Below are 25,937 nucleotides of genomic sequence, written 5' to 3'. Positions count from 1 at the left end.
GGGCGTATGCGGTATTAGCCCGAGTTTCCCCGGGTTATCCCCCTCTGCCAGGCAGATTCTCATGCGTTACTCACCCGTCCGCCACTCGCCACCCAAGGAGCAAGCTCCCCTGTGCTGCCGTTCGACTTGCATGTGTTAGGCATGCCGCCAGCGTTCAATCTGAGCCAGGATCAAACTCTTCAGTTCAAGTCCTTCTGGTCTTACCTAAGTCAATAGGCTTAACCGTGTCTTGCTCGACAGGTCTCACTTTCGTAAGAACTTGTCCGATCTCTTGGATTCCCAATCGACCCTCAAAGTCCCCACACAAATTATCTGAACAGCTTGTTAAAGATCTGATTTCTTTCAAGTTCTTCGCGAAACTTTCGCCCCGCCAAGACCAACCATTCTACAGCTTCCCTTCCCACTGTCAACTCCTTTTTTCAGCTCCGTACCGCTTTGCTTTGTCTTCAGCGATTCGGCTCGCAACTTAATCAGCACTGTCTGTGCCGCTTCGCCGCCCTCCTGAAGCTTCCCGCTTCGTGGTGAGCCGCGCATTCTACTCCTACCAACCTCTGTGTCAATACCGTATCAAATTTATTTCACGGGCATGACAAGATGGGCTTCAGCTAACCCCGAAGCGGATCGCTAACCACAGCACGGCTGCGGCCATGAGTCCGGCCAGAACGTCATCTAACATGATGCCAAGTCCGCCGCCGACGCGCTCGTCGATGACGCGGATCGGCCAGGGCTTCCAGATATCGAACAGTCGGAAGGCGAGAAATCCCGCCACAACCCAGATCCAGCCGTGCGTGGCGGTGAGCACTGTTGCGGAGACGGGCAGCATGGTAATGAAGAAGCCGATGAATTCATCCCAGACAATAGCCGATGGGTCTTTTGCGCCGAGTTCGCGGGCGGTGCGGTCGCAGACCCAGATGCCGAGTATCGTCAACACGACGATCAAGCCAAGATAGGAGGGCCAAGCCAGCGGCGCTATTAAAAGATAGAACGGGATCGCGGCCAGTGTCCCGAAGGTTCCGGGCGCTTTGGGCGCGAGTCCCGAGCCAAAACCGAAGGCGAGCCAATGCCGCCAGTTGCGCCGATCAAAGCCGGTGATATGGGTCATGGTGGTGATCCGGTTGAGGTCAGTCGGTGCGGAAATGATCGTAGCCGCCGGGCAGGGTCGGTAGTCGCTCGCCGTTGGGTAAACGGCAAGTTAGCCCTGATTCGGCGCGAATCCAGCCAATCTGCGTGAGGTTTACATTCAGTTCGGCGGCGAGTGATGCGATGTTGCCCAGCGACGGCGCTGGGACACAGAAACATAGTTCATAGTCGTCACCGGATGCCAGCGGCAGTGACCAATCGCCCGTCGCGGCGACCTGTGCGGCGACCGATGGACTGAGCGGGAGGTGTGCTAATTCCAGTTCTGCGCCAACGCCGGATGCGGCGAGAAGATGCCCGAGATCGGCGGCGAGACCATCGGAGAGATCAATCATCGCGCTGGCGATGCCGCGCAGACGCTGACCGAGCGCGACCCGAGGTTCGGGATAATCCAAGCGGCGTTGTAATTCCGAAGCGACCGGCGCAGCGGCGAGCCGGTGGCGCAGTGCTAATCCCGCATCACCGAGCGTGCCGCTGACAAGGATGGCATCGCCGGGACGTGCTTCCGAACGCCGAATCGCCGTGCCGGTTGGAATCAGGCCGTGAACTTGAATCGACACACTCAGCGGGCCGCGTGTGGTGTCGCCGCCGATCAGTTGCAGCCCGTGTGCGCTGGCGAGTTGTCCGAAACCAGCGGCAAAGGCACGCAGCCATGTTTCATCCGCTGCCGGTAGCGTCAGCGCCAGCGTTGCCCAAGCGGGATCGGCCCCCATCGCGGCCAGATCGCTCAAACCAACTGCGAGCGATTTATATCCCAGTGCTTCGGGCGCGACATCAGGAAAAAAATGCACGCCGGAAACCAGCGTATCCAAGCTCACAGCGAGCGTTTGGCCGGCGGGGATGTTCAGCAGGGCGCAATCATCACCGACACCCAGCGCGACATCAGCACGCTCGGCACCGAGATGCGCAAAATAACGGCGGATTAGCGCAAACTCAGACACGCCGCATCGCTCAGAGCTTGCGATCCATGTCGCCGGTTTTGCGGCGGGCGATCTTGTCGAGCACGCCGTTGACGTATTTATGGCCCTCATGGGCACCGAGTAATTTAGTCAGCTCGACGGCTTCGTTGATGGCCACGCGGTCGGGGATGTTGTCAGAAAACAGAATTTCATACGCACCGAGTCGCAGAATCGCCAGCTCGACCGGATCGACCTGGGTGATCGGGCGGTCGAGAAAGCGGTCAAGTTGGGCGTCGATCTCGCTGATATGCGCGGGCACGCCGTTTAAGAGTTCATCGAGTAGTTCGATGTTGAAGTTAAATCGCTCATCGGCGCTCAACTCATCGTCATCACTGATGCCGTTGAGCGAAGCGGCCACCGCGTCGAGCCATTTCGGATCGTCGAGCAGATGGCGCTTAATCGACATCGGATCATCGCCGGTTAAGCGCCATTGATAGAGCGCGAGTGCAGCATAGCGGCGCGATTGACTGCGCGGGCTGATTGGGCGGGGAGCAGGGGCGGGCTTGGTCATATTCTTATTCTTAAGCAATCTGTCTCAACAGATTCACCATCTCTAACGCGGACAACGCCGCCTCAGCGCCCTTGTTGCCGGCTTTGGTGCCAGCTCGTTCAATCGCCTGTTCGATGGTATCGACGGTCAACACCCCAAACGCAACCGGCAGCCCATGCTTGAGGCTGACCTGAGCCATGCCTTTGACGCATTCACCCGCGACATATTCAAAATGTGGCGTACCGCCGCGAATCACCGCACCCAGCGCGATGATGGCGTCATAGCGCCCAGTCGCGGCGAGGCGTTCGATGGCAACCGGCATCTCGAACGCGCCGGGGACGCGCACGATGGTGAGATCATCTGCGTTCACACCATGCCGCACGAGCGCATCAATCGCGCCCTTTTCGAGGCTTTCGACGATAAAACTGTTCCAGCGGGCGACCACTAAACAGAAACGGGCGTGATCGGCGCAGAGTGCGCCTTCGAGAACTGAAATCGGCATGGATACCATCCGCCTGAAAAAAGCTTGCGTGTAGGGTGGAGCGATGCGGGGGCGCTTAGGTTGGCCGCCCGCCGGTGTATTCGACCACTTCCAGATCAAAACCAGAAATGGCGTGCATCGCTTTGGGGGCGCTCATTACGCGCATCTTGCGCACGCCGAGATCGGCCAGAATCTGCGCCCCCAGACCATAGGTGCGCAGCGCGGCGCGATCTTGCCGTGCTGGAACCGGATCATCGCGGTCGTGGAGCTGAAAATCTTTCAGCCGACAGAGCAGATCAGCGGAACGGTCGCGGTTGCGCAACACGACGATGACGCCGGAACCGGCCTCGGCGACCTGCTGCATCACCGCCCGCAGCGGCCAGCCGCAAGCATTGTGCGTGGTCTCGAACAGATCGCACAGCGTATTCTGTAAGTGAACGCGCACCAGCGTCGGTTGTTCGGGGTCGATGTCGCCGAGGGTGAGCGCCAGATGCAGTTCGTTGTCGATGGTGTCGCGGTAGGCAACGAGATTAAAGGTCGCATGAACAGTCGGCAATTCGACCTCACACTCGCGGATCACGGCAGTTTCGTTGCGCATCCGATAATGGATCAGATCGGCGATGGTGCCGATTTTGATGCCGTGCGCGTGGGCGAATGCTTCCAGATCGGGCCGCCGCGCCATCGTGCCATCTTCGTTGAGAATCTCGACGATCACCGCCGCTGGCGTCAGTCCCGCTAATCGCGCCAGATCGCATCCTGCTTCGGTGTGGCCAGCGCGTACTAGCACGCCGCCTGGTTGCGCCATGAGCGGGAAAATATGCCCAGGTTGCACCAGATCACGCGGGCCAGCCTCGGGCGCAACGGCAGCGCGGATAGTCGTCGCCCGGTCAGCAGCGGAAATGCCTGTGGTCACGCCGTGCGCCGCTTCGATGGACACGGTGAAGGCGGTCGAATGCGCCGCTTGGTTATCACTGACCATCAGCGGCAAGCGCAGTCGTTCGCAGCGTTCTTTGGTCAAAGTCAGGCAGATCAGACCGCGCCCGTATTTGGCCATGAAATTCACAGCTTCGGGCGTGACGCAGTCGGCGGCCATCAAGAGGTCGCCTTCGTTCTCGCGGTCTTCGTCGTCCATGATAATGACCATCTTGCCTGCACGCAGGTCGTCGATGATCTCCTCAGTCGTGTTCAAGCCGGTACTGCTCATAAGGTCGTTACGGAATGTGCTGTGGGCGATGATCGGTCGGGATGGGCAAATTGGGGTGTTTACTGGCCAAAAAAGCCATGTTCAGCCAAAAATTGTCGCGTCAGGCGTGAGCCGGTCGGCGGCGATGCGGCCGCTTGATCGCCAAGCAACAGCCGTTCTAAATAGCGGGCGATCAAATCGACTTCGAGATTGACCCGCGTGCCCGGGCGATAGTCGCCGATGGTGGTTTGCTCAAGCGTATGCGGCACGATGTTGAGTTCAAACACCGCGCCCTCGACGCGGTTGACGGTCAAGCTGATGCCATCCACGCAGATTGAACCCTTGTGGGCAATATAACGCGCCAGCTCATCGGGTGCTTGAATGCGTAGCCGCCAGGAGCGGGCATCGTCTTGCCGTTCTAATAAGGTGCCGACGCCATCGACATGACCGCTGACCAGATGGCCGCCGAGTGGTGTCGAGAGCGTCAACGCTTTTTCGAGATTGACCCGCGCTCCGGGTTTGAGAGCGCCGAGTGTGGTTAGATTTAGGGTTTCGCGTGAGACATCAGCGGCAAAGCCGCGTTCGGTGAGCATCACGGCGGTCAGACAGACGCCATTGACGGCGATGCTGTCGCCGAGCGCGACTCCAGCCAGCGAGAGTGTGCCAACATCGAGGCTCAGGCGCACATCGCCGCCACGCGGTTCGAGGCGGTGCAGCACGCCAACGGATTGAATTAAGCCTGTGAACATTTGGAGCATCCAGCTTTCAGCGGCCAGCTTCCAGCTTGAGGGGATCGGCGCAGGGTGCGCGGTGTGTGGTGGAAGGATAGCATTCAGGGGTAAGTGCTGGAACCAGTGTTAGGGCTGCGTTCTAACTGTCACTTCGAGCACCTGCCCCAATTGTGGCCAATCCGTCTCCCAGTCAAATCCTGACCAGCGCAGCGTTAGCCGCGCCGGGTGCGCGATGTTCGCGTTCTGACAGGCGCTGACACCTGCGACGGCAAGCAATTGTTCATCTTGAAACAGCAGCGGCAGATGTGCCCGGAGCCAGACTGGAATCCCCGCCGTCTGCAAACACTGTTTTAAGCTGTGACGCGGGCGCTTGGCGCTGGTGCGGCAGCCGTGACCAAGCTGACCGAATCGAATTTGCATCAGTATTGGCGCGGCATCTGGACAGTGTACGCATTCTAAGCGTCCATAGCCGGGTGGTAGTTCGAGCACGGACGCTGTGCCGTCGATCTGCCACGTTAAGCTGAGTTCAGGTGACGGCGGGCGCGGCAGTGGCGCTAACGCGAATAATGCACCGCGATAGCGCCGCACTTCGCATCCCGTCCAGGTCACGCATGGATTGGCGTCGGGGCGAGCGGCGGGCAGTTCATCGAGCACGCGGTCGAGCATGGGCATTTCCGGCGGTCGAAAACCGCGTTCCATTAGCCAGCGGCGCACAACCGCTTTGCGCACGGGTCGGTCGAGCTGTGTTAACGGGGTCAGCGTCAGGGTGCCGGGCGACATGCCGCGCACTTCGGCTAAGGCGAGATCGGCCTGTTGGTCGATCCAGTCGGCGGCTTCGGCACAATGTCGCGCACTGCGGGCAAGGGTGGCGGTCGCGGCAGGCCAGCGGGCGCGGAGCAGCGGCATAATCTGGTGTCGCAGATAATTCCGGTCGAACGCCGTGTGCGCATTGCTGGGGTCATCGCGCCAATCGAGACCCTGTTGCGCGGCATAGTCGGCGAGGGTGTGGCGGTCGAAATCAAGCAGCGGTCTGACAAGCTGACCCGCGCCCAGCGGTGCAGCGACTGGCATCGCGGCTAATCCGTGTGGGCCACTGCCACGGAGCAGCGCCAGCAGTAGGGTTTCAGCTTGATCGTCGCGCTGGTGTGCGGTGAGCAGTAGGTCGCTCGGCGCAAGCAATCGCTGAAACACGGCATACCGCGCCGCTCGCGCCCAAGCTTCAATACTTTCACCAGCCGCCGGGGGTGTGGTCAGGTGTTCGCGGTGCAGCGGAACCGCCAGCGCCGCGCATTGAGCGGCACAGTGTTCAGACCAAGCGGCAGAATCCGGGTGTAAGCCGTGATCGATATGCACCGCTTGAATGCGATCCGGTGCGGCGGTGCCTGGCAGATGTGGACGAAGCTGAATCAGCGCATGGAGCAGCACGCTGGAATCTAAGCCGCCGCTATAGGCGACCCAGTAACGCGGCACGGCTCCAAAGGGTGCAAGCCGTGTTAACAGCGCCTGCGGCGTAAACGACGCTTTCACGGCCCGAGCGCACCCCAGATCAGATCCGCGCCGACTCAGGCTTCTTTGAAGCGCCCAAATCCCATTAACCGCTGATAGCGTGTGTCAATGAGCGTGTCGATTTCGACGCGATCTAATTCGGCTAATTGCGTCAGTAAGGCGTCTTTGAGTGTCCGCGCCATGAGATCGGGATTGCGGTGGGCACCGCCGAGGGGTTCGGGGATGACGGTATCGACTAAGCCTTGTTCGAGCAGCCGGTCGGAGGTAATGGCCATTGCTTCAGCGGCGAGTTGCGCTTTGTCGGCGCTTTTCCACAGAATCGATGCGCAGCCTTCGGGTGAGATCACAGAATAGGTACTGAACTGCAACATGCCGAGCCAATCGCCGACGCCAATCGCTAATGCGCCGCCGGAGCCGCCTTCGCCGACGACGGTGCTGAGAATCGGCGTGCGTAGTCGCGACATCTCGCGCAGATTGCGGGCAATGGCTTCGCTTTGGCCGCGTTCTTCGGCACCAACGCCGGGATACGCGCCCGGGGTGTCGATGAAGGTCAGAATTGGCATGTGGAAGCGTTCGGCCATTTCCATTAGGCGCAGGGCTTTGCGGTAGCCTTCGGGACGTGGCATCCCGAAATTGCGCTGAATCTTTTCTTTGGTGTCGCGGCCTTTTTGATGGCCGATGACCATGACCGCTCGCCCATCGAGCCGCGCTAGGCCGCCGATGATGGCGTGATCGTCAGCGAAGGCGCGGTCGCCGTGCAGTTCGTGAAATTCATCGAAGATGCGCCGCACATAATCGAGTAGATACGGGCGCTGCGGATGACGCGAGAGTTGCGAAATCTGCCAAGGGGTCAGCGAGGTGAAGATCGATTCGGTGAGTGTGCGGCATTTGGCCTGTAACCGTTCGATTTCTTCTTGAAAGTTAAGGGCATTGTCGTGCCCCACGAGGCGCAGTTCCTCGATCTTGGCTTCGAGTTCCGCGATGGGTTGTTCAAAATCGAGAAAGTTGAGATCCATGGCCCCGAGATCGTGGTTGTTGGCCCGCGAACATGCGCCGCGAGGCAAAGGGTTAGTAATCTAGCGCACCGTGGCGCTTGAGTACAGTGTCTTGCTTTTGGCCGCTGAAAACGCGGAAAAACGCTGAAAGTTTAAAGTTGAAAGTGCAGTGTATTAGCGGCTGTCTACGCTTAGGCGGTTTAGGCCGTCTTTGAGATAGCCGCCGATCCAGTGTGCGCCTTGATGCAGTGTGGCTTCCCATTCGGCTAGGGTGGCGCGTGGGTCGAGATGAAGCTGTTGCAGTAGTTCGGTGATGGGTGGCGCGACTGAGATCAGCGCCACCAGTGCAGCGGCCATTGTGATTGTGCTCCAGGGATATTTGAGGCTGATGGGTTTGAGCGCGGTGCCGAATGAGCGTTTGATGCGGGCATTGAATAGATCGACGCTGTATAGCTCATCAAGCACCAGATGGGTGAGGTAGCCGATGCTGACCATGAATCCGGCGATCCAAGCGCGTTCGGGCGCATGTTCCCACACCCAGTAGGCCAGATCGGTCGTCGCTAAGGTGACGGTGGCAATCGCCAGCCATGAGTGCCATACGCCGCGATGTACGGTTAAGCTCGAAAACACTTTGAGCACACCATAGCGCGTGGCCAAAAACACCAGCGTCCACAGTGCAATCAGCGCCTGCGGTACAAACCGTCCGGTGAGCGGCAAGGTGATCGCAAAGGCCAGCGCCACGCCGAGTACGTTAAACAGCAGGCCGGTGGGTTTGGAGCGTTCTAAGTCAATATCCGGTAGCAGACTGCCGGCCACACCGAGCACAAACAGCGTCGGGAGCTGGGATTGGGTGCTGAAACCCGCCACATGCAGCGAGAGGGTCGCGGCGGCACTGACCAGAATGCCAACATTAAGATGCGTTTGAAAATTAGCCATGGAAGGGCGCTTTCAGCTTGCAGCGTCCAGCCGCCAGCATGTGGCGATGAGCGGACAGACTGGACTGGTGAATGGATTGGGATGATTGACGATTGTAGGGGGTTGTGCCGTTGGGCGCACAACGCGCACCGGATGGCCGGTCGGTTGGCGTGTTGTTGCGATACTGACACAGTACAAAATCGGTCGTGTGATGACCACAACAGCAGCGAATGCGCGGATAATGTCGGGTAGATTCATTTGGAGTGCGAACCTTATGCCCCGCCCATTTTTAACGCTTGCGCTGGTGCAGCAATCCGATCAAGGCAGTACGGCGGCGAATCTGGAGGATTGCGAAGCGGCGATCCGCGCCGCGTCGATTCGTGGCTGTGCGTTGGTGTTGTTGCCGGAGTTGCATACTGGCCCGTATTTTTGTCAGAGCGAAAATTCCGATCTATTTGATTTAGCCGAGCCAATTCCGGGGCCGACCACTGAGCGATTGAGTGCGCTGGCGCGTGAACTGGAATTGGTGATTGTCGGTTCATTATTTGAACAGCGTGCGCCGGGGCTGTATCACAATACGGCGATTGTGATTGATACGGATGGGGCGCTGGTTGGCATTTATCGCAAAATGCACATTCCTGATGTACCCGGTTGTTATGAGAAGTTTTATTTTACGCCAGGCGATTTGGGATTTAATCCGGTCGATACTGCTGTCGGGCGGCTCGGCGTATTGAGCGGCTGGGATCAATGGTTTCCAGAAGCAGCGCGGGCGCTGACCCTAGCCGGAGCGCAAATTCTGCTCTATCCCAGCAGCATCGGCACCAGTCCGAATGAAACCCCCGAAGAGCGCGAGCGCCAGATTCAAGCTTGGACGCTGATTCAGCGCGGGCACGCGATTGCTAATGGCTTGAGTGTCGCGGCCTGCAATCGCGTCGGCCATGAACCCGACCCAAATGGGATCACCTCCGGCATGAATTTTTGGGGCAATTCATTCGTGTGTGGGCCACAGGGCGAACTGCTCGCGCAGGCTGACGATCAAGCACCGAAGCTATTAGTGGCGCATGTCGATCTGACCCGCACCGAACCCGCCCGCCGACTCTGGCCGTTTTTGCGTGATCGGCGTATTGATGCCTATGGCGATCTGGCGCGGCGTTTTCGTGATTAACTGAAATTAAAATTTAACAATTTAGACAGGATTAACAGGATTGTTCAAGATTCACGGGATTTTTAAATTCAAAATCAATCTTTCTAAAAGAATCCTGTCAATTCTGAAACATCCTGTTAATCCTGTCTAAATTTACACAATTTTTATTCTCCCAACCCACCCCGCATGAGGTCATAGTATGTCTCAACTTGACGACCCAAAGCTGTTGATGCGTTCGATTATTCAGCGCATCGCTACCGGCCCGGAACTCTCCAAAAGTATTACGCTCGATGAAGCCCGCGCCGGAATGCGTGCGATCCTCGACAACACGGTCGATCCGGTGCAAGCCGGTATTTTTTTGATCGCACTGCGCATGAAGCGCGAGACCGATGACGAAATGAAGGGCGTGCTCGACGCTATCCGCGAAGCAACCGGTCAGGTTGTCGCCGCTGTCGATGAGGTGGTTGACATCGCCGATCCCTATGACGGCTATAACCGCTGTTTGCCCGCCGCCCCGTTTTTACTGCCATTGCTCGCTGAATGCGGTGTGGCCAGCATCAGTCACGGCGCTCACGCCGTCGGCCCCAAATTCGGCATTACCCATCGTCACATCTTTGAAGCAGCGGGCGTGCCGGTCGATCTCTCGCCCGTAGAAGCCGCCGACCGGCTCGCCGATCCCGAACTCGGTTGGAGCTATGTCGATCAACAGGCGTTTTGCGCCCCGCTACATAATCTCGTTGATCTGCGCTCCACCATCGTCAAGCGCCAAGTCATCACCACCACCGAAGTGCTGGCGCGACCGATTCACGGCCGCAAACACACCCATCTCATCACCGGCTATGTTCATAAACCCTACCCACGCATCTACGCCATGCTGGCGCGTCATGCCGGGTTCGATTCGGCGTTGCTGATTCGCGGCGTTGAAGGCGGTGTCATTCCGTCACTGCGGCAGACGGGCGCCTGTTTTAGCTACCAACATCACGCCGAAGAACAAGCCTTTGAGATTGACCCACCCGCGCTCGGCATCGAACAGACCGTCCGTGCCGTGCCACTGCCGGAAGACCTGCCGCAAACCACGCGCCCAGGCGATGAGATCGCGGTTGCCGTCGATGTTATCGCCACCGCGCACGCCGCCGCCGAAGCCGGATTAGCCGCACTCGCCGGCGCCAAAGGCCCAACCTATGACAGCCTAGTTTTAGGTGGCGCGTTGATTCTCTGGCATCTGGGGCGCGAACGCTCGCTCACTGTCGCCGCCGACCGCTTACGCGATGTGCTCGACAGCGGCCGCGCCGCTCGGCGGGTGCGCTAATGGCCGAAACTTTTGTCGCCGTTGCCGCCTGCGCTACCATTCCCGACGGCCAATTTATCAAGCTCACCCACAACGGCCAGCGGCTGATTCTGGCGCATGTTGCCGGTCGCTATCACGCTGTCGAAGATCAATGCAGCCACGACGATTACCCGCTATCGTTTGGCTGTCTCGACGGCGCGTGCATCAAATGCTCACTCCACGGCAGCCGCTTCAGTTTGGAAACTGGCGACCCACTCGACCCCCCGGCTGACCAGCCGATTCGCGTCTTTCCGGTACAAGTTCGCGATGGACAGATCTGGATTGGACTGGGGTGAGGTGAGCGTCCAGCTTTCAGCTACCAGCTTCCAGCTTGATCGTGCTGATTGCTGGCGGCTGATCGCTGGACGCTGAAAGCTAAAAGCCATTCCTCAAACTTCGCTCAAGCTGGTTGTATATCGTGTCTGATGTTCATGGGACGACTGTCCGCCGCCCGCTCGACCGCCGCCTCGTGCTTGGCACTCTGTTTGGTTTCCTCGTCACAACCGCACTCAGCGTAGGGTTGGTCGAGTGGGCCATGCGCCAGCAGATCGACACCGAAATCCGCGCCAAGCTCGCACAGGTCGAAGTCGCCTATGCGTCCGTGATTAACGGTCTGGGACTCTGGGCGCAAACCGTGCTCGATGAAACCATCAATAAACCCGAAACACTGGATTTATTCGCTGCTGGTATTCATAGCAACGGCACCGCCCGCGATCAGGCACGTCAGCAGTTATTTGTCGCACTCGCTCCGACCTATCAACGGCTGCATCACAACGGCTTGCGTCAGCTCCATTTTCACACCCCAGACGGGCGTAGCTATCTGCGGATGCACAAACCAGAAAAATACGGCGACACTCTCGCCGATATCCGCGATTCCGTCCGCATCACCAATACCGAATTGCGCCCAACCATTGGCTTTGAGTCCGGGCGCGTGTTTCACGGCTTTCGCTTTCTCTTTCCACTCCTGCGCGACGGGGAACATCTCGGCAGCGTCGAAATCAGCTTTCCATTTCAGATCATCGAACACCATCTCAACGCACTCAACCGCGATGAGCAATTTCTGTTCGTGCTCAATAAAGCGAGCGTTTTTAGCAAAATATTCGACAGTCAGCGCCAGATTTATAACGACTTTGCGCTCAACCCGGACTATGTGTTTGAACACGCCGAGGAAGCAACCAGCGTATCCCCCAATGCGTTGCTCCCGCCGCTGCAAACCGCCTTGCGTTCACAGATATTGCTGATTCAGGAACGCATGGCGCAGGGTCGCCCTTTCGGACTCTATGAAACCGTCAATCAGCACGCTTACTGCCTGTTTTTTGTGCCGGTGCGCAATGTCGTCGGCCAGCTCGAAGCCTTCGTCATCGCGCAGAGCGATGCGCCGCAATTGATCCTCATCGAACGCTTCGCTCGCGCCACCCAGGGCGGCTTGATCGTGGTGTTGGCGGTGCTGGCGTGGTTTTACATGGAACGCAAACGCCATGAACGCGAACTAGAGCAGGCGTGGCGCGAAGCCGAGCGCAGTGCCGAGGTCAAATCACAATTTTTGGCCAATATGAGCCATGAAATCCGTACCCCGCTCAATGCTGTACTCGGGCTGACACAGATTCTGGAGCAGACCACGTTGAGCCGCGATCAGCGCGAATTGCTCGAACAGGTGCGCATCGCGGGCCGCTCGTTGCTGGGGCTGATTAACGATATTCTCGATTTTTCACGCATTGAATCCGGTCATCTGCAACTCGATGCGCAACCCTTTGATCTCACCGCGCTATTGCAGCATCTCAGCGCCCTGCTTGGCACGACCGCACAGGCCAAAGGCTTGAGCTTACAGGTCGAGACCGCGCCCACATTCAGCGGCGCATTAGTCGGCGATGCGCTCCGACTGGAACAAATTTTGACCAATCTCATCGGCAATGCCATCAAATTCACCACGCAAGGCAGCGTCACCGTACACACCCGCTGTTTAGAGTTGACCGACGCCTCGGTGCTGTTGCGCTTCAGCGTGCAGGACGCTGGCATTGGCTTGAGCGAATCGGCATTAGCCGGATTATTTCAGCCCTTCACCCAAGCCGATGCGGGCATCAGCCGCCGCTTTGGAGGCACCGGGCTTGGGCTGTCGATTTGCAAACGCTTAGTCGAGCGCATGGGCGGTCAGATTGGCGTCGAGAGCTGCGACGGGGTGGGCAGCACCTTTTGGTTTGAACTGCGCTTTGCGCGCACTGCTGCCGCTGTGGTCAATCACGATCATTCAGCGGCGCTGATGAGCGCCGCGGGTCAACCGCGTTTAGCGGGCCGGCGGTTTTTAGTCGTCGATGATGTGCCGCTCAATCTGCGTGTGGTCGAACGGATGCTGGAGCTGGAAGGGGCGCAGATTCACACCGCTGGCGATGGTCAGCAGGCGCTCGACTGCTTAAAACGCACGCCGACGGTCTTTGATGCGGTGCTGATGGATGTGCAAATGCCGGTGCTCGATGGCTTGAGCGCCACTCGCGCTATTCGCGATGCGTTGGGCTTGCGCGATCTACCGATCATCGCCCTGACAGCGGGCGTGATGTCGCAAGAACAACAGCGCACGCATCAAGCCGGCTGTAACGACTTTTTGCCCAAACCGCTGGATCGTGAGCAATTAGTCGCGGTGCTGGCCCGCTGGCTGCCGCCGCTGTCAATCGCCCCACCAGCCCCAGACGCCGTGCCGACATCGAGCACCGCGCCCGCGCCGCGCTCTGGGCCGCTGCTCAGGCTTGCGGGCATCGCACCCGAACGGCTCGATCAACTCTGTCAGGGTGAAGCCGACTGTTTACGGCGCTTGTTGCAGGGCTTTATGGCAGAAATCGAACCGCTGCACACGGAATTGCAGGTAGCACTCGATCAGGGCGCATATCTCAATGCCAACCAGCGGCTGCATCGACTGCGTGGTGTCGCGGCCAATATCGGGGCACTAGATCTCGCCCACCTCGCCCACAGCATCGAACAGCACCTCCGCGCCGGACACCCGCCGAGCACGACCGATCTAGCGGCATTGAATGCCCAGCTCGTCGCGCTCGCGCAGACCATCCGTAATCATCTGCGCACCGCCACCGCACCGGAGCCGCTGCGTACCGATCTGCCGAACCCAACTGATACTGCGCAACTTGATGCCTTACGCGCCGCGCTCCACGCCCATCGCCCGCGCCCAGCGCGGCAATTATTCGCCGCCTTGCAGCCAGCACTCGAACAGCAGTATGGACGCGAGACGCTTACGGCAATGCAGGCCGATCTGGATGCGCTGCGTTTTGATGAAGTGTTGGAGCGGCTGGGGGCGGATAGCTGATAGCTGACAGCTAAAACCGCAGTGCCTCAAGTTGCGCCAGCAGCCGCGCATCCGACTCTGGATCAAGCTGCGCGGTCACGGGCAAAACCCAGTGATCGGCGTCAGCGAACGCGGCGCATTTGACGGCATCTTTTTCGGTCATCACCACCGGCAGCCCGCGCCAACTGGCACAATCAGCAGCCGAATAACGATGATGGTCAGGATAAGGCCACGGCTCCACCACCAGCCCGGCGGCTTCGAGTTGCGCAAAGAACAGGTCAGGATGACCGATCCCAGCGACCGCCCGCACGCGCTGACCGCTGCAATCAGCTAATGGGCGCTGCTGCGCTGGATTGCGCAGATTGACCAACTCACCGCACTGCAACAGCAGCCGCTGTCCGTGTCGCTGCCCGCCTTTATACAGCACTAAATCGACATGCTGGAGCCGCTCGGCGGGTTCACGCAACGGGCCAGCGGGTAGACAGCGCCCATTGCCCAGCTCGCGCACGCCGTCGATCAGCGCGATCTCCAAATCTCGCACCAGCCGCTGATGCTGAAGCCCGTCATCACTGACCACAATGTCACAGCCGCTGAGTTTCAGCGCCAGCCGTCCGGCAGCGACGCGATCCGGCCCGGCAACGACCACACAGCCCGCACGCCGCGCCAGCAATACAGGCTCATCGCCGACCTGTTCGGGGTCTGAATCAGGCGTGACCACTTGCGGCCAGTCGCTCGCCCGACCGCCATAGCCACGGGTGATGATCGCCGGTCGCCAGCCGTGTGAGCGCAGTAATTCAACCAGATAGCGCACCATCGGCGTTTTGCCAGTGCCGCCGACGGTGAGATTACCGACCACAATGACTGGCACCGGCAGGCGTTCGCAGGCGAACCAGCCGCGCCGATACGCCCACCACCGAAGGCGCATCAGCGCTGCATACAGCCACGACAACGGCAATAACAGCCAAAACAGCGGCTGACGGGTGTGCTGGCCGCCGTACCAGAGCGCAGTTGGATCAAATCGATACATTGATTGAGCTTCAGTTAGTCGCAGCGGACGCAACACGCACACAAAAAAAGGGATGCCATCAGCATCCCTTTTGTCCATCACTCCGCACTAGTCATTCAGCACGCTGGCGGCTGAAAGCGGGTCGCTGATCGCGGAGTTAATTCACCTTCGGCTCTAACTCGCCTTTGGCATAACGTGCCGTCATGGCTTCAAGCGAAATGACCTTGATCTTGCTGGCATTACCCGCCGTGCCGAAGGCTTCGTAACGCGCTTTACAAATCTCCTTCATCGCTTTGGTTGCTGCGATGAAGTATTTGCGTGGATCGAAATTCTTGCGGTCGTCATGCAGATTCTTGCGAATCGCACCGGTGGAGGCCATGCGTAAATCGGTGTCGATGTTGACCTTGCGCACGCCGTGCTTGATGCCCTCGACGATTTCTTCGACCGGCACGCCATAGGTTTCGCCCATGTCGCCGCCGTATTCGTTGATGATCTTTAGCCACTCTTGCGGCACCGAAGACGAGCCGTGCATGACTAAATGCACGGTCGGGATGCGAGTGTGAATTTCCTTGATGCGCTCGATAGCCAGAATGTCACCAGTCGGCGGACGGGTGAATTTGTACGCGCCGTGCGAGGTGCCAATCGCAATCGCCAACGCATCAACGCCGGTTTTTTTCACGAAATCAGCCGCTTCGTTCGGATCGGTCAGCAACTGGCTATGATCGAGCGTGCCTTCAGCGCCGATGCCGTCTTCTTCGCCAGCCTGTCCGGTTTCCAGCGAACCCAAGCAGCCTAGCTCGCCCTCAACCGACACGCCACAGGCATGAGCCATTTCGACAGTGCGGCGGGTGACTTCGATATTGTATTCATAGGTCGCCGGTGTCTTGCCGTCCTCGCCAAGCGAGCCGTCCATCATCACCGAGCTAAAACCAAGCTGAATCGAACGCTGGCAAACCGCAGGCGAGGTGCCATGATCCTGGTGCATACACACCGGAATATGCGGCCACTCTTCGATAGCCGCCAGAATCAGATGCCGCAAAAACGGCGCACCCGCGTATTTACGCGCACCCGCAGAGGCTTGAACGATGACCGGCGAATCGGTCTCGTCAGCCGCTTCCATGATGGCGCGCATTTGCTCTAAGTTGTTGACGTTAAAAGCCGGCACGCCGTAGCCGTGTTCGGCAGCGTGATCGAGCATCTGACGCATTGAAATTAGGGCCATGAGATGTCCTCGTGTTGTGTGGTGGAAGAAATCGGGTGAAGCTGCGTCGAATTGAGACAGGATTAACAGGATGATTCAGGATTGACAGGATTGATCGAATTTTTTTAAAGAAATCCTGTAAATCCTGTTCCAATCTTGTTAATCCTGTCTATAAACAACGCTCAGTCGTCATTTAAGAGCCGATGCTCGCCGACGCGCATGATCTTCATAATATTGGTTTGACCTTCAACACCAGAGCGGTCGCCTTTGGTAATAATCACCAAATCGCCATCTTGTACCGTGCCCTGACGCAGCATTTCTTCAATCACTGCACAGTTGACTTCGTGCATATCGGTGCTGGCCACATCAAAGCTAATCGGATAAACGCCGCGAAATAAACACAGCTTCCGTTGTGTGGGCACCGAGCGCGTTAAGCCATAAATCGGAATGCCGGAACTAATGCGTGACATCCATTTCACGGTCGAGCCGGTTTCAGTCAGCGCCGCAATCGCTTTGACGCCTAAATGATTCGCCGTATACATGGCCGCCATCGCAATAGCTTCATCGACGCGCCCGAATACGGAATCAAGCCGATGACCGGAGCGGGTGACATTTTTTTCCGCTTCAAGACAAATTCGATCCAGTGCTTCGACAACTTTCGCCGGATTTTTGCCAATTGAGCTTTCCGCCGACAGCATCACCGCATCCGTACCGTCAAGCACCGCATTGGCAACATCGAACACTTCGGCGCGGGTCGGAATCGGATGCTCGATCATCGACTGCATCATTTGCGTCGCAGTAATCACCACAGAATTGAGTTCGCGGGCACGACTAATCAGGTGCTTTTGCACGGCAGGTAATTCCGCATCACCGATTTCAACGCCTAAATCACCGCGTGCCACCATGATTGCATCAGCGGCGTGAATAATATCGTCGATGCACTTGAGTGATTCGGCTCGCTCGATTTTAGCGACAATTCCGCCGCGTCCACCAGCTTGATAAAATAATTCCCGCGCCAGCCGCACATCATCGCCATTGCGCACGAATGATACGGCTAAATAATCAGCGTCGATTTCAGCGGCAAAGCGGATATCGTCTTTATCTTTTTCGGTCAGTGCTGGCGCAGACAGTCCGCCACCTTTTTTATTGATGCCTTTATTATTCGACAGCGTGCCGCCGGTCACAACATGGCATTCAATGCGGCCAGCAATAACAGTTTCGACCCAGAGTTCAATTGCGCCGTCATCAAGCAGCAGTGTGTCACCGTGGCGCACGTCATTGGCGAGTTGAATATAGGTGGTACCGACGCGCTCTTGGTCACCGGCATCAATCGGGCAGGCGATGTCAATGGCAAAACGGTCGCCTTTGACTAATTCAATCTTGCCGTTGGTGAATTTACCGATGCGGATTTTTGGGCCTTGCAAATCCATGAGTACGGCGACTTCGCGCCCAGCCGCTAACGCCCGCTCGCGGGTGCGGGTGGCGCGTTCGCGGTGGCGGTCATGGGTGTCATGCGAGAGATTGAGCCGAACGACCTCGACACCAGCAGCGAGGATTTCATCCGTTACAGCAACCGGATCGGTCGCCGGCCCCAGAGTTGCAACGATCTTAGTGCGTCTTGGCATTGTGTATGAGCCTCAAGCATCTTAGCATCCAGCCGTCAGCGCCCAGCGTCCAGCAGTGAGCCGCTGACTTCTGCGCCCTGGGGCGCGGGAGGTGAGAGGCGGTACACTGGAAGCAGGCGGCTGATCGCTGGAAGCTGAGTGCTGAATTTAGTTCTGCGCCCGGGCTTCGAGCATGGCAACAGCCGGCAGCGTTTTGCCTTCGAGATATTCGAGGAACGCGCCGCCAGCCGTCGAGATGTAGGAGACTTGGTTGTAGATGTCGTATTTTTGAATCGCGGCGATGGTGTCACCGCCTCCGGCAAGGCTGAAGCCTGCGGCGTTGGCAATGGCTAGTGAAATGGTCTTGGTGCCGCCGCCAAATTGGTCGAACTCGAATACGCCAACCGGGCCGTTCCAGACGATGGTTCCAGCGTTGGCAATGATGTCAGCTAGGGCTTGTGCTGAGTCGGGGCCGATGTCGAAAATCATGTCGTCGTCAGCGACTTCAGCGGCAGCTTTGGTGACAGCCGGTTCGGTCTCGTTGAATTGCTTGCCGCAGACGACATCGGTGGCTATCGGGATGCTCGCGCCGCGTGCTGCCATTTTTTCCATCAGCGCCTGTGCGGTTGGAATCAAGTCATGCTCACATAGCGATTTGCCAACCGGAAAGCCCGCCGCTGCGAGGAAGGTGTTGGCGATGCCACCGCCGACCACGAGTTGATCGACTTTTTCTGACAGCGATTCGAGTACGGTGAGTTTGGTTGAGACTTTGGAGCCGCCAACGATGGCAACCATCGGGCGGGCTGGATTGGCGAGTGCTTGTTGTAGGGCGTCGAGTTCTTCGGCCAGCAGCAGTCCAGCGCAGGCGACCGGCGCAAATTTGCCCGCGCCATGCGTGGATGCTTGAGCGCGGTGCGCGGTGCCGAAGGCGTCCATGACGTAGACATCACAGAGCGCGGCGTATTGTTTTGATAGGGCTTCGTTGTCTTTGCCTTCGCCGGCGTTGAAACGCACATTTTCTAGTAGCACTAATTCGCCTTCTGCGACTGCGGGCGCGTGTTCGAGATAATCGCGGATCAGGCGCACGTCGCGTCCGAGTTTGGCGGCCAGCGCGGTGGCAACCGGTGCCAGTGAATCAGCTTCAGAGAACACGCCTTCTTCGGGGCGACCCAGATGCGACATGACCATCACCCGTGCGCCCGCTTTGAGGCAGTGCTCAAAGGTCGGCAGCGAGGCGGTGATGCGTGCATCCGAGGTGACCTGACCGTTTTTGACCGGTACGTTGAGATCCGAGCGGATCAGCACCCGTTTGCCGGTTAGATCTAGGTCAGTGAGCTTGATGAAGGACATGAGTCGGTCTCTCCTCGTGAAATGTGAATCAGGCGTTTGAACTTTATTGAATTTAAAGCCATCCGCGAAGCCTCGGGGCTTGGCGCAGGGTTTTAATGATCGCGCTAATCGTCTAATTGAATGTGCGCTGGAAATTTCGGAACGAAACGCGACTGTTCTAAATGTCCGGCTGCGGTATAAAACGCCATCGCGCCATCACAGCATATCCAGACTTCTTGTGCACCACTCTCGAAATAGAGCGCCCGTTTTTCGGTTAGTTCGTCGGTTGTGTTGCTGCCAGAACGGACTTCGACACAAATCTCCGGGGCAATTGAGCAATCCGTTTCGCCGCGAATAATACGAATCCGCTCATCACTTGCCCAGGCGACATCAGCCACTCGTGTTCCTTTGCGGGTGCGGATCGCGCATTCGGGTAGTGTCCGCCCGCCTGTCAGTAATGAGCGCAATAGAAATTCGATTTCACCCTGATAGAGCGAATGAATGACTTTGACGGCATTCATTATAATCTCGCCGTGTTCGTTGGTTTCAATTTTGAACGGCAGATCGCGTAAATTTGGGTGTGCGCAGACTTCGTTCCAGTGCATGGCCAGTGATCCGGTTATTCGCTTTCAGCGACCAATTAAAAAGTTGGCCGCTGAAAACGCGGAATAACGCTGAAAATTTATTTGGCTACATGCTCAACCATGCGCAGCATGTTGCAGGTGTAGCCGTATTCGTTGTCGTACCAAGCCACAATCTTGACGAAGGTCGGGTCGAGTGCGATACCCGCTTCTGCGTCGAATACTGAGGGTGTGCTTTTGCCTCGGAAGTCGGTCGAGACGACCTTTTCTTCGGTGTAGGCCAGTACGCCTGCGAGGTCGCCTGTCTCAGAGGCGGCTTTCATGGCGGCGCAGATTTCGTCGTATTTGGCTTCTTTTGAGAGTTCGACCGTTAGGTCAACAACTGATACGTCGGAGGTCGGGACGCGGAAGGCCATGCCGGTGAGTTTGCCGTTGAGTTCCGGCAGCACTTTGCCGACCGCTTTGGCCGCGCCTGTGGAGGAGGGGATGATGTTTTCGAGAATCCCGCGACCGCCGCGCCAATCTTTCATCGATGGGCCGTCAACCGTCTTTTGCGTCGCGGTTGCTGCGTGAACGGTGGTCATCAGGCCGCGTTTGATGCCCCAGTTGTCGTGCAGCACTTTGGCTACGGGTGCCAGACAGTTGGTGGTGCAGGAGGCCGCCGAGATGATGGCTTGTCCGGCGTAGGTGTGGTGGTTGACACCATAGACAAACATCGGGGTCGCGTCTTTCGACGGGGCGCTTTGCACAACTTTCTTTGCGCCAGCTTGAATGTGCTTTTGGCAGGATTCTTCATCAAGGAAAAAGCCAGTGCATTCGATCACTAATTCTGCACCAACGTCATTCCACTTTAGGTTTGCCGGATCGCGCTCGGCGGTCAGACGAATCTTTTTGCCATTGACGATCATGGTGTGGCCATCAACCGCAATGTCGCCCTGAAAATTACCGTGTACCGAATCGTACTTGAGCATATAGGCTAGGTAATCGGGATCAAGCAGGTCGTTAATCGCTACCACTTCGATGCCCGGGAAGTCTTTGGCAATCGCCCGGAATGCCATGCGGCCGATGCGACCAAACCCATTGATGCCAACCTTAATTGTCATGCGTTTAAGCTCCGTTCAGTGCTGGATTGAAAATGTTGTTGTGTGGAGATGATGTTGTTTTTTTTGAACCGCACAGGACACACAGACCCCAAAGTTTTTGAATGCTGTAACAATTAAATGCTTTGCGTTCTGTGCGCCTGTGCGGTTCAACCAAATGGTTAAACCATTAGAGCACGCCGCGCACGGTAGCGACCAGATTCTCGACCGTGAAGCCGAACTCCTTAAACAATGCGCCCGCCGGGGCCGATTCGCCGAACCGATCCACGCCCAGCACTGCTCCGGCGCTGCCGACGTATTTCCACCAACCGTCAGTCACCGCCGCTTCAACTGCAACCCGTGCTGTGACCGCTTTGGGCAACACCGCTTCTTTATAAGCAGCATCTTGCTTGTCAAAGGTATCAGTCGAAGGCATCGAGACCACGCGGATCGCCTTGTCGCTCATGGCTTCAGCCGCCTGCATTGCCAGTTCGACTTCAGAACCCGTGGCGATAATGATCGCATCCGGGGTGCCAGCGCAATCGCGTAGGATATAACCACCGCGTGCAATGTTGGCTAATTGCTCATCACTGCGTGGCATGTGCGCCAGATTCTGCCGCGAGAAAATCAAGCAGCTCGGCGCACCCTTACGCTCAATCGCCAGCTTCCAAGAGACCGCCGATTCCACCGCGTCACACGGACGCCACACGCTCATGTTCGGGATCATCCGCAGCGTCGGGATCTGCTCAACTGGCTGGTGTGTCGGGCCGTCCTCGCCCAGACCGATGGAATCATGCGTGTAAACAAAGATCGACGAGAGCTTCATCAGCGCCGCCATGCGCAGCGCATTGCGGGCATACTCGGAGAACATCAGGAAGGTCGCACCATAGGGGATGAACCCGCCGTGCAGCGCGATGCCGTTCATCATCGCCGACATGCCAAACTCGCGCACGCCGTAGTAGATATAGTTGCCGCCGCTGGTTTTGCTCACGCCCGTGCAGCCCTTCCACAGCGTCAAGTTTGAGCCAGCCAGATCCGCCGACCCGCCCATCAATTCCGGCAGCAGCGGGCCAAAACCGTTGAGCGCATTTTGCGAAGCTTTGCGCGAGGCAATCGTCTCGCCTTTCTCGATGACAGACTGAATAAAGGCATCGGCTTTTTCTGACCAATCAGCCGGCAATTCACCCGCCATGCGCCGTTTGAACTCAGCCGCTTCCGCCGGAAATGCTTGCGCATAGGCCTCGAACTTCGCGTTCCACTCCGCCTCAGCCGCCGCGCCGCGTGCTTTGGCATCCCAGCCCTGCCGCACGTTCTCTGGGATCACAAACGGTTCGTGATTCCAGCCCAAGTTTTCGCGGGTCAGCGCAATTTCCGCATCGCCCAGCGCCGCACCGTGACACTCTTCTTTACCCTGCTTGTTCGGCGAGCCAAAACCAATGATCGTCTGGCAGCAAATCAGGCTCGGCTTATCAGCAACCGCCCGCGCTTGTTCAATCGCCGCCTTGATCGCATCGGCATCGTGTCCATCAACTTTCGGAATCACATGCCAGCCGTAGGCTTCAAACCGCTTCGGTGTGTCGTCGAGGAACCACCCGGGCGTAGTGCCGTGACCGCGCACTTCGCCATCAATCGAAATATTGTTATCGTCGTAAATCGCAATCAGCTTGCCCAGACCCAGCGCACCCGCCAGCGAACAGGCTTCATGCGAAATGCCTTCCATCAAGCAGCCATCGCCCAAAAACACATAGGTGTTGTGATCGACGAGTGTATGCCCCGGTTTATTGAACTGCGCGGCTAGTGCTTTTTCGGCAATCGCCATCCCAACCGCATTGGTGATGCCCTGACCAAGCGGCCCAGTCGTGGTCTCAACGCCCGGCGCGTAGCCGTACTCAGGATGCCCCGGCGTTTTTGAGTGCAACTGCCGGAACTGCTTCAAATCCTCGGTGCTCAGGTCATAGCCAGTCAGATGCAGCAGCGCATAAATCAGCATCGAGCCGTGACCATTGGACAACACGAAGCGGTCGCGGTCAGCCCACTTCGGGTTGTTCGGGTTGTGGCGCATAAAGTCGTTCCACAACACCTCGGCGATGTCGGCCATCCCCATCGGTGCGCCCGGATGGCCAGAATTGGCCTTCTGGACGGCATCCATAGCAAGGGCACGGACGGCATTGGCGAGTTCTCTGCGTGAGGACATTGAAGTCCCTCCTGAAACGGTGAGTTAGCGATGGTCGAAAAATGTGCGCATGAAACCCATCGGCAGCGACCTGTCAGGACAACCACCGAATGCGCCGCGAGACATCACGGTCTCGGCTGTGGGCACTTGGCCTGAAAAAACCGAGGGTTAGTTCAGCGAACTGTAATTTTCTAATATTAAGAATTGACGCTTAAAATGACCAGCATTTTTATCTGGTATCCGCGCCGCCGTTCGCCAGTTCGACGAACGGTGCAGCACCGAACGGCGTGGCAGCAGTTACTCTGCCTTCCACTTGATCGAACACCCGATGCTAGGAATCTGCTCCGCTGGCCCCTCACCGCGCTCAGCAACCTGTTTCATCGCCTCAAACAAATCGCGGCGCACATCCGGCGGCGCAGCCTCTTTGCGGCTGGCATCAAGTCGTCCACGATACTGCAACCCGAGTTCCGCGTTATAGCCGAAGAAATCCGGCGTGCAGACCGCACCATATGCCCGCGCAATCGCTTGGCTCTCATCGTAGAGATACGAGAACGTAAAGCCCCATTCGCTGGCCACGCGCTGCATATTCTCAAATGAATCTTCGGGATAATCAGTCGCATCGTTGGCGCTAATCGCCACACAGCCGATACCCAGCGCCGTCAGCTCACGCACATCGCGCACCAGCCGATCACGGATCGCCTGAACATAGGGGCAGTGATTACAGATGAACATCACCAGCAGACCACGCGGCCCGGCGCACTGGTCGCGTGTCCAGACCCGCCCATCGACCCCCGGCAGGGCGAAGTCGGGCGCCGGTGCGCCAAAGTCATAGAGAGGGGTTTGAGTCGAGACCATCGCGGCGTCCTCCGAGTGTCGGTCTGTCAGTGGTGAGAATCCGCCGATGGTACCGGAACTCGGCGCAATTCAAAATCTTGCAGCGCACAATGACTGCCCATCCACTCGACGTTTGGCGCGGCGGCTGGTTTCACGCACCAAATCGACGCGCTATCATGCCCGGCTTCATCAACGCGCCCTCAGGCGCTCAAACCCTAGGTCTCGTACAGCGACATGAGCAAGGACTACATCTTTACCTCCGAATCCGTTTCCGAAGGCCATCCGGACAAAATGGCCGACCAGATTTCCGACGCCGTCCTCGACGAGATCTATCGCCGCGACCCCAATCATGCTAAAGCGCGTGTCGCCTGCGAAACGCTCGTTAAAACCGGATTCGTCATGCTGGCCGGTGAAATCACCGTCACTGATGCCGATTTAAAAATCGACTATGAAAAGGTCGTGCGCCGTGTCGTTAAAGAAATCGGCTATGACAATTCTGATGTCGGTTTTGATGGTAATAATTGCGGCGTCTTAATTGCGCTCGGCGAGCAATCAAAAGACATCAATCAAGGTGTTGACCGCGAGCACGAAGAAGCGCAGGGCGCAGGCGATCAGGGCTTGATGTTCGGCTATGCTACCAATGAAACCGACTTGCTCATGCCCGCCCCAATTGATTACGCGCATCGCTTAGTCAAACGTCAAGCTGAAGTGCGTAAAAACGGCACATTACCCTGGTTACGTCCTGATGCGAAATCGCAAATCACGGTGCGTTATAGTCATGGCAAACCAGTTGGCGTCGATGCTGTCGTGCTTTCAACTCAGCACAGCGAAGAAGTCAGCGATAGCGTGCTGCATGAAGCCGTGATGGAAGAAATTATTAAGCCAGTGCTGGGCGCAACTGGCTGGCTCCATGCCGGTACGCAGTACCACATCAATCCGACTGGTAAATTTGTCATCGGCGGGCCGGTTGGTGATTGCGGTCTGACCGGGCGCAAGATTATCGTTGACACTTACGGCGGCATGGCACGGCATGGTGGCGGCGCATTTTCCGGTAAAGATCCCTCAAAAGTAGATCGCTCGGCGGCTTATGCTGGGCGCTATGTCGCCAAGAATATCGTCGCCGCTGGTTTAGCGGATAAATGCGAGATTCAAGTTTCCTATGCGATTGGTGTAGCCGAACCGACTTCGGTGTCGATTGAAACCTTCGGCACGAATCAAATTAGCGAAGATCGCATTATTGAGCTGATTCGGGCACATTTTGATTTGCGGCCCTATGGCATTATTCGGATGCTCGATTTGACCAATCGCGACTTGATTAAATATCAAGACACGGCAGCTTACGGTCATTTTGGGCGCACTGAGCCTGGATTTACTTGGGAGCGTACCGATAAGGCCGAGGAATTGCGGGCCGCAGCGGGGATTTGAGAGTGATTTGAATGCAAGGATGATTGAGATGGGCGAGGGAGTGCCTATTGTGAATGCGCTTGACACGCTTGCAGGTGCTGTATCCGATAGCTTGATACTCACCCTATCAGGTGAATCGAAACCTGCTACTTAACTGAGTTCAATGAGTTCGATTTCACATCAACAGAGAGGAGTTTGGTTATGACTAATAGACTTGTACCGCACGCTAACTTATTGATTTTAGGCTATTTTGAAGTTCCAGAGTCCGGCTCCAAGTCCCAAAAATTGGTCAATGAATACAACGGATTGATTACGAACGCGATGTGTTAGGCAGTAAAAATGCTTCATGCCTCCAATAGCATGTTCAACAACAACGCGCTTTTTGGCGTGCGCTTTATTCGCTTTTTCCTGCTTTTCGGTCAAAGCTGGAGATGGATTTTTCTTAGACTTTCTTGGTTTTTTATGTGGTAAAACGACCTTGGATTTTGACCCATAATCTTTGTTTGCCCCTAAAAATCCGAGATCTGCCAGCATTGTTTTTTTCTTAAACCATGGAAGTTCTAAATCGAATT

The 25,937-nt window shown here is 57.3% G+C and carries 24 protein-coding genes and 1 rRNA gene; 5 read left to right on the top strand and 20 right to left on the bottom strand.

The window, feature by feature from the left end:
- The 11 genes from BLW10_RS11385 to BLW10_RS13820 form a co-directional block, all read right to left on the bottom strand.
- Positions 1 to 186, bottom strand: a 16S ribosomal RNA gene (locus BLW10_RS11385); the annotation flags it as partial.
- A gap of 415 nt (positions 187 to 601) precedes the next feature.
- Positions 602 to 1,102 carry a phosphatidylglycerophosphatase A family protein gene (locus BLW10_RS11375; RefSeq protein ID WP_091334811.1) on the bottom strand — a complete coding sequence of 167 codons (501 nt, stop codon included), beginning with the start codon at positions 1,100 to 1,102 and terminating at the stop codon, positions 602 to 604.
- Positions 1,103 to 1,121: 19 nt separating this feature from the next.
- Entirely contained in the window at positions 1,122 to 2,078 is a 957-nt protein-coding gene (thiL, locus tag BLW10_RS11370) for a thiamine-phosphate kinase (protein ID WP_091334809.1), read from the bottom strand.
- Positions 2,079 to 2,088: 10 nt separating this feature from the next.
- Complete coding sequence (gene nusB, locus BLW10_RS11365) at positions 2,089 to 2,607, bottom strand: transcription antitermination factor NusB (RefSeq protein ID WP_091334807.1); 519 nt, start codon at positions 2,605 to 2,607, stop codon at positions 2,089 to 2,091.
- A 10-nt stretch (positions 2,608 to 2,617) separates the two neighbouring features.
- Positions 2,618 to 3,088 (bottom strand): 6,7-dimethyl-8-ribityllumazine synthase, encoded by a 471-nt coding sequence (ribH, locus tag BLW10_RS11360; protein ID WP_091334805.1) that lies wholly within the window; start codon positions 3,086 to 3,088, stop codon positions 2,618 to 2,620.
- Positions 3,089 to 3,143: 55 nt separating this feature from the next.
- Positions 3,144 to 4,271, bottom strand: a complete 1,128-nt coding sequence (gene ribBA / locus BLW10_RS11355; RefSeq protein ID WP_091334803.1) for a bifunctional 3,4-dihydroxy-2-butanone-4-phosphate synthase/GTP cyclohydrolase II — start codon at positions 4,269 to 4,271, stop codon at positions 3,144 to 3,146.
- Positions 4,272 to 4,330: 59 nt separating this feature from the next.
- Positions 4,331 to 4,999: a riboflavin synthase gene (locus BLW10_RS11350; protein WP_091334801.1), complete on the bottom strand. Its 669-nt coding sequence runs from the start codon at positions 4,997 to 4,999 to the stop codon at positions 4,331 to 4,333.
- Positions 5,000 to 5,107: 108 nt separating this feature from the next.
- Complete coding sequence (gene tilS / locus BLW10_RS11345) at positions 5,108 to 6,508, bottom strand: tRNA lysidine(34) synthetase TilS (protein ID WP_091334799.1); 1,401 nt, start codon at positions 6,506 to 6,508, stop codon at positions 5,108 to 5,110.
- A 35-nt stretch (positions 6,509 to 6,543) separates the two neighbouring features.
- Entirely contained in the window at positions 6,544 to 7,503 is a 960-nt protein-coding gene (locus tag BLW10_RS11340) for an acetyl-CoA carboxylase carboxyltransferase subunit alpha (protein ID WP_091334797.1), read from the bottom strand.
- Positions 7,504 to 7,656: 153 nt separating this feature from the next.
- Positions 7,657 to 8,418: a metal-dependent hydrolase gene (locus BLW10_RS11335; RefSeq protein ID WP_091334794.1), complete on the bottom strand. Its 762-nt coding sequence runs from the start codon at positions 8,416 to 8,418 to the stop codon at positions 7,657 to 7,659.
- A 12-nt stretch (positions 8,419 to 8,430) separates the two neighbouring features.
- Positions 8,431 to 8,655, bottom strand: coding sequence for a hypothetical protein (locus tag BLW10_RS13820; protein ID WP_143117060.1), 225 nt, complete (start codon positions 8,653 to 8,655; stop codon positions 8,431 to 8,433).
- A gap of 16 nt (positions 8,656 to 8,671) precedes the next feature.
- Between BLW10_RS13820 and BLW10_RS11330 the strand changes: the two genes are divergently transcribed.
- The 4 genes from BLW10_RS11330 to BLW10_RS11315 all read left to right on the top strand — a co-directional run bounded on the left by BLW10_RS11330 (position 8,672) and on the right by BLW10_RS11315 (position 14,175).
- Positions 8,672 to 9,562 carry a carbon-nitrogen hydrolase gene (locus BLW10_RS11330; RefSeq protein ID WP_091334793.1) on the top strand — a complete coding sequence of 297 codons (891 nt, stop codon included), beginning with the start codon at positions 8,672 to 8,674 and terminating at the stop codon, positions 9,560 to 9,562.
- Between the two features lie 178 nt (positions 9,563 to 9,740).
- Positions 9,741 to 10,850, top strand: coding sequence for an anthranilate phosphoribosyltransferase (locus BLW10_RS11325; protein ID WP_091334791.1), 1,110 nt, complete (start codon positions 9,741 to 9,743; stop codon positions 10,848 to 10,850).
- The gene (locus BLW10_RS11320) at positions 10,850 to 11,164 is read left to right on the top strand and encodes a Rieske (2Fe-2S) protein (RefSeq protein ID WP_091334789.1); all 315 of its coding nucleotides are present in this window, start codon (positions 10,850 to 10,852) and stop codon (positions 11,162 to 11,164) included. Before BLW10_RS11325 ends, BLW10_RS11320 begins: the two co-directional genes overlap by 1 nt.
- 122 nt (positions 11,165 to 11,286) lie before the next feature.
- A complete protein-coding gene (locus BLW10_RS11315) occupies positions 11,287 to 14,175 on the top strand; it encodes an ATP-binding protein (RefSeq protein ID WP_091334787.1) in 2,889 nt (962 codons plus the stop codon).
- 10 nt (positions 14,176 to 14,185) lie between these two features.
- Here the strand turns inward: BLW10_RS11315 and lpxK are convergent, their stop codons facing one another.
- From lpxK to BLW10_RS11275, 8 genes are all read right to left on the bottom strand, one after another.
- The gene (gene lpxK / locus BLW10_RS11310; RefSeq protein ID WP_091334814.1) at positions 14,186 to 15,181 is read right to left on the bottom strand and encodes a tetraacyldisaccharide 4'-kinase; all 996 of its coding nucleotides are present in this window, start codon (positions 15,179 to 15,181) and stop codon (positions 14,186 to 14,188) included.
- A gap of 136 nt (positions 15,182 to 15,317) precedes the next feature.
- On the bottom strand, positions 15,318 to 16,382 hold the full coding sequence (gene fba / locus BLW10_RS11305) for a class II fructose-bisphosphate aldolase (protein WP_091334785.1): 1,065 nt from the start codon (positions 16,380 to 16,382) through the stop codon (positions 15,318 to 15,320).
- A 161-nt stretch (positions 16,383 to 16,543) separates the two neighbouring features.
- The gene (gene pyk / locus BLW10_RS11300) at positions 16,544 to 17,986 is read right to left on the bottom strand and encodes a pyruvate kinase (protein ID WP_091334784.1); all 1,443 of its coding nucleotides are present in this window, start codon (positions 17,984 to 17,986) and stop codon (positions 16,544 to 16,546) included.
- A gap of 147 nt (positions 17,987 to 18,133) precedes the next feature.
- Positions 18,134 to 19,315 carry a phosphoglycerate kinase gene (locus BLW10_RS11295; RefSeq protein ID WP_091334782.1) on the bottom strand — a complete coding sequence of 394 codons (1,182 nt, stop codon included), beginning with the start codon at positions 19,313 to 19,315 and terminating at the stop codon, positions 18,134 to 18,136.
- A 104-nt stretch (positions 19,316 to 19,419) separates the two neighbouring features.
- A complete protein-coding gene (locus BLW10_RS11290) occupies positions 19,420 to 19,899 on the bottom strand; it encodes a Uma2 family endonuclease (protein WP_091334780.1) in 480 nt (159 codons plus the stop codon).
- 77 nt (positions 19,900 to 19,976) lie between these two features.
- Positions 19,977 to 20,978 carry a type I glyceraldehyde-3-phosphate dehydrogenase gene (gap, locus tag BLW10_RS11285; protein WP_091334778.1) on the bottom strand — a complete coding sequence of 334 codons (1,002 nt, stop codon included), beginning with the start codon at positions 20,976 to 20,978 and terminating at the stop codon, positions 19,977 to 19,979.
- Positions 20,979 to 21,144: 166 nt separating this feature from the next.
- Complete coding sequence (gene tkt / locus BLW10_RS11280; protein WP_091334776.1) at positions 21,145 to 23,148, bottom strand: transketolase; 2,004 nt, start codon at positions 23,146 to 23,148, stop codon at positions 21,145 to 21,147.
- 276 nt (positions 23,149 to 23,424) lie between these two features.
- Positions 23,425 to 23,982: a thioredoxin family protein gene (locus BLW10_RS11275; protein ID WP_091334774.1), complete on the bottom strand. Its 558-nt coding sequence runs from the start codon at positions 23,980 to 23,982 to the stop codon at positions 23,425 to 23,427.
- Positions 23,983 to 24,195: 213 nt separating this feature from the next.
- On the opposite strand from BLW10_RS11275, the gene metK reads away from it, so the two are divergent.
- The gene (gene metK / locus BLW10_RS11270; RefSeq protein ID WP_091334771.1) at positions 24,196 to 25,386 is read left to right on the top strand and encodes a methionine adenosyltransferase; all 1,191 of its coding nucleotides are present in this window, start codon (positions 24,196 to 24,198) and stop codon (positions 25,384 to 25,386) included.
- Between the two features lie 219 nt (positions 25,387 to 25,605).
- On the opposite strand, the gene BLW10_RS11265 is transcribed toward metK, so the two are convergent.
- Positions 25,606 to 25,937 (bottom strand): transposase family protein (locus tag BLW10_RS11265; RefSeq protein ID WP_091334769.1); only part of this gene is annotated, 332 nt, incomplete at its 5' end.

Origin of the sequence: Allochromatium warmingii (assembly GCF_900107145.1) — a bacterium.
Classification (GTDB): Bacteria; Pseudomonadota; Gammaproteobacteria; order Chromatiales; family Chromatiaceae; genus Thermochromatium; species Thermochromatium warmingii.
The sequence above is the reverse complement of the archived record's forward strand: the minus strand, read 5'-3'. Positions and strand labels throughout refer to the sequence as shown.

Coding starts and splice junctions, on each gene's coding strand:
- BLW10_RS11375 (WP_091334811.1), bottom strand. CDS start 1,102: ATGACCCATATCACCGGCTTTGATCGGCGCAACTGGCGGCATTGGCTC.
- nusB (WP_091334807.1), bottom strand. CDS start 2,607: ATGACCAAGCCCGCCCCTGCTCCCCGCCCAATCAGCCCGCGCAGTCAA.
- ribH (WP_091334805.1), bottom strand. CDS start 3,088: ATGCCGATTTCAGTTCTCGAAGGCGCACTCTGCGCCGATCACGCCCGT.
- ribBA (WP_091334803.1), bottom strand. CDS start 4,271: ATGAGCAGTACCGGCTTGAACACGACTGAGGAGATCATCGACGACCTG.
- BLW10_RS11350 (WP_091334801.1), bottom strand. CDS start 4,999: ATGTTCACAGGCTTAATTCAATCCGTTGGCGTGCTGCACCGCCTCGAA.
- BLW10_RS11340 (WP_091334797.1), bottom strand. CDS start 7,503: ATGGATCTCAACTTTCTCGATTTTGAACAACCCATCGCGGAACTCGAA.
- BLW10_RS11335 (WP_091334794.1), bottom strand. CDS start 8,418: ATGGCTAATTTTCAAACGCATCTTAATGTTGGCATTCTGGTCAGTGCC.
- BLW10_RS13820 (WP_143117060.1), bottom strand. CDS start 8,655: ATGAATCTACCCGACATTATCCGCGCATTCGCTGCTGTTGTGGTCATC.
- BLW10_RS11330 (WP_091334793.1), top strand. CDS start 8,672: ATGCCCCGCCCATTTTTAACGCTTGCGCTGGTGCAGCAATCCGATCAA.
- BLW10_RS11325 (WP_091334791.1), top strand. CDS start 9,741: ATGTCTCAACTTGACGACCCAAAGCTGTTGATGCGTTCGATTATTCAG.
- BLW10_RS11320 (WP_091334789.1), top strand. CDS start 10,850: ATGGCCGAAACTTTTGTCGCCGTTGCCGCCTGCGCTACCATTCCCGAC.
- lpxK (WP_091334814.1), bottom strand. CDS start 15,181: ATGTATCGATTTGATCCAACTGCGCTCTGGTACGGCGGCCAGCACACC.
- fba (WP_091334785.1), bottom strand. CDS start 16,382: ATGGCCCTAATTTCAATGCGTCAGATGCTCGATCACGCTGCCGAACAC.
- pyk (WP_091334784.1), bottom strand. CDS start 17,986: ATGCCAAGACGCACTAAGATCGTTGCAACTCTGGGGCCGGCGACCGAT.
- BLW10_RS11295 (WP_091334782.1), bottom strand. CDS start 19,315: ATGTCCTTCATCAAGCTCACTGACCTAGATCTAACCGGCAAACGGGTG.
- BLW10_RS11290 (WP_091334780.1), bottom strand. CDS start 19,899: ATGCACTGGAACGAAGTCTGCGCACACCCAAATTTACGCGATCTGCCG.
- gap (WP_091334778.1), bottom strand. CDS start 20,978: ATGACAATTAAGGTTGGCATCAATGGGTTTGGTCGCATCGGCCGCATG.
- tkt (WP_091334776.1), bottom strand. CDS start 23,148: ATGTCCTCACGCAGAGAACTCGCCAATGCCGTCCGTGCCCTTGCTATG.
- BLW10_RS11275 (WP_091334774.1), bottom strand. CDS start 23,982: ATGGTCTCGACTCAAACCCCTCTCTATGACTTTGGCGCACCGGCGCCC.
- metK (WP_091334771.1), top strand. CDS start 24,196: ATGAGCAAGGACTACATCTTTACCTCCGAATCCGTTTCCGAAGGCCAT.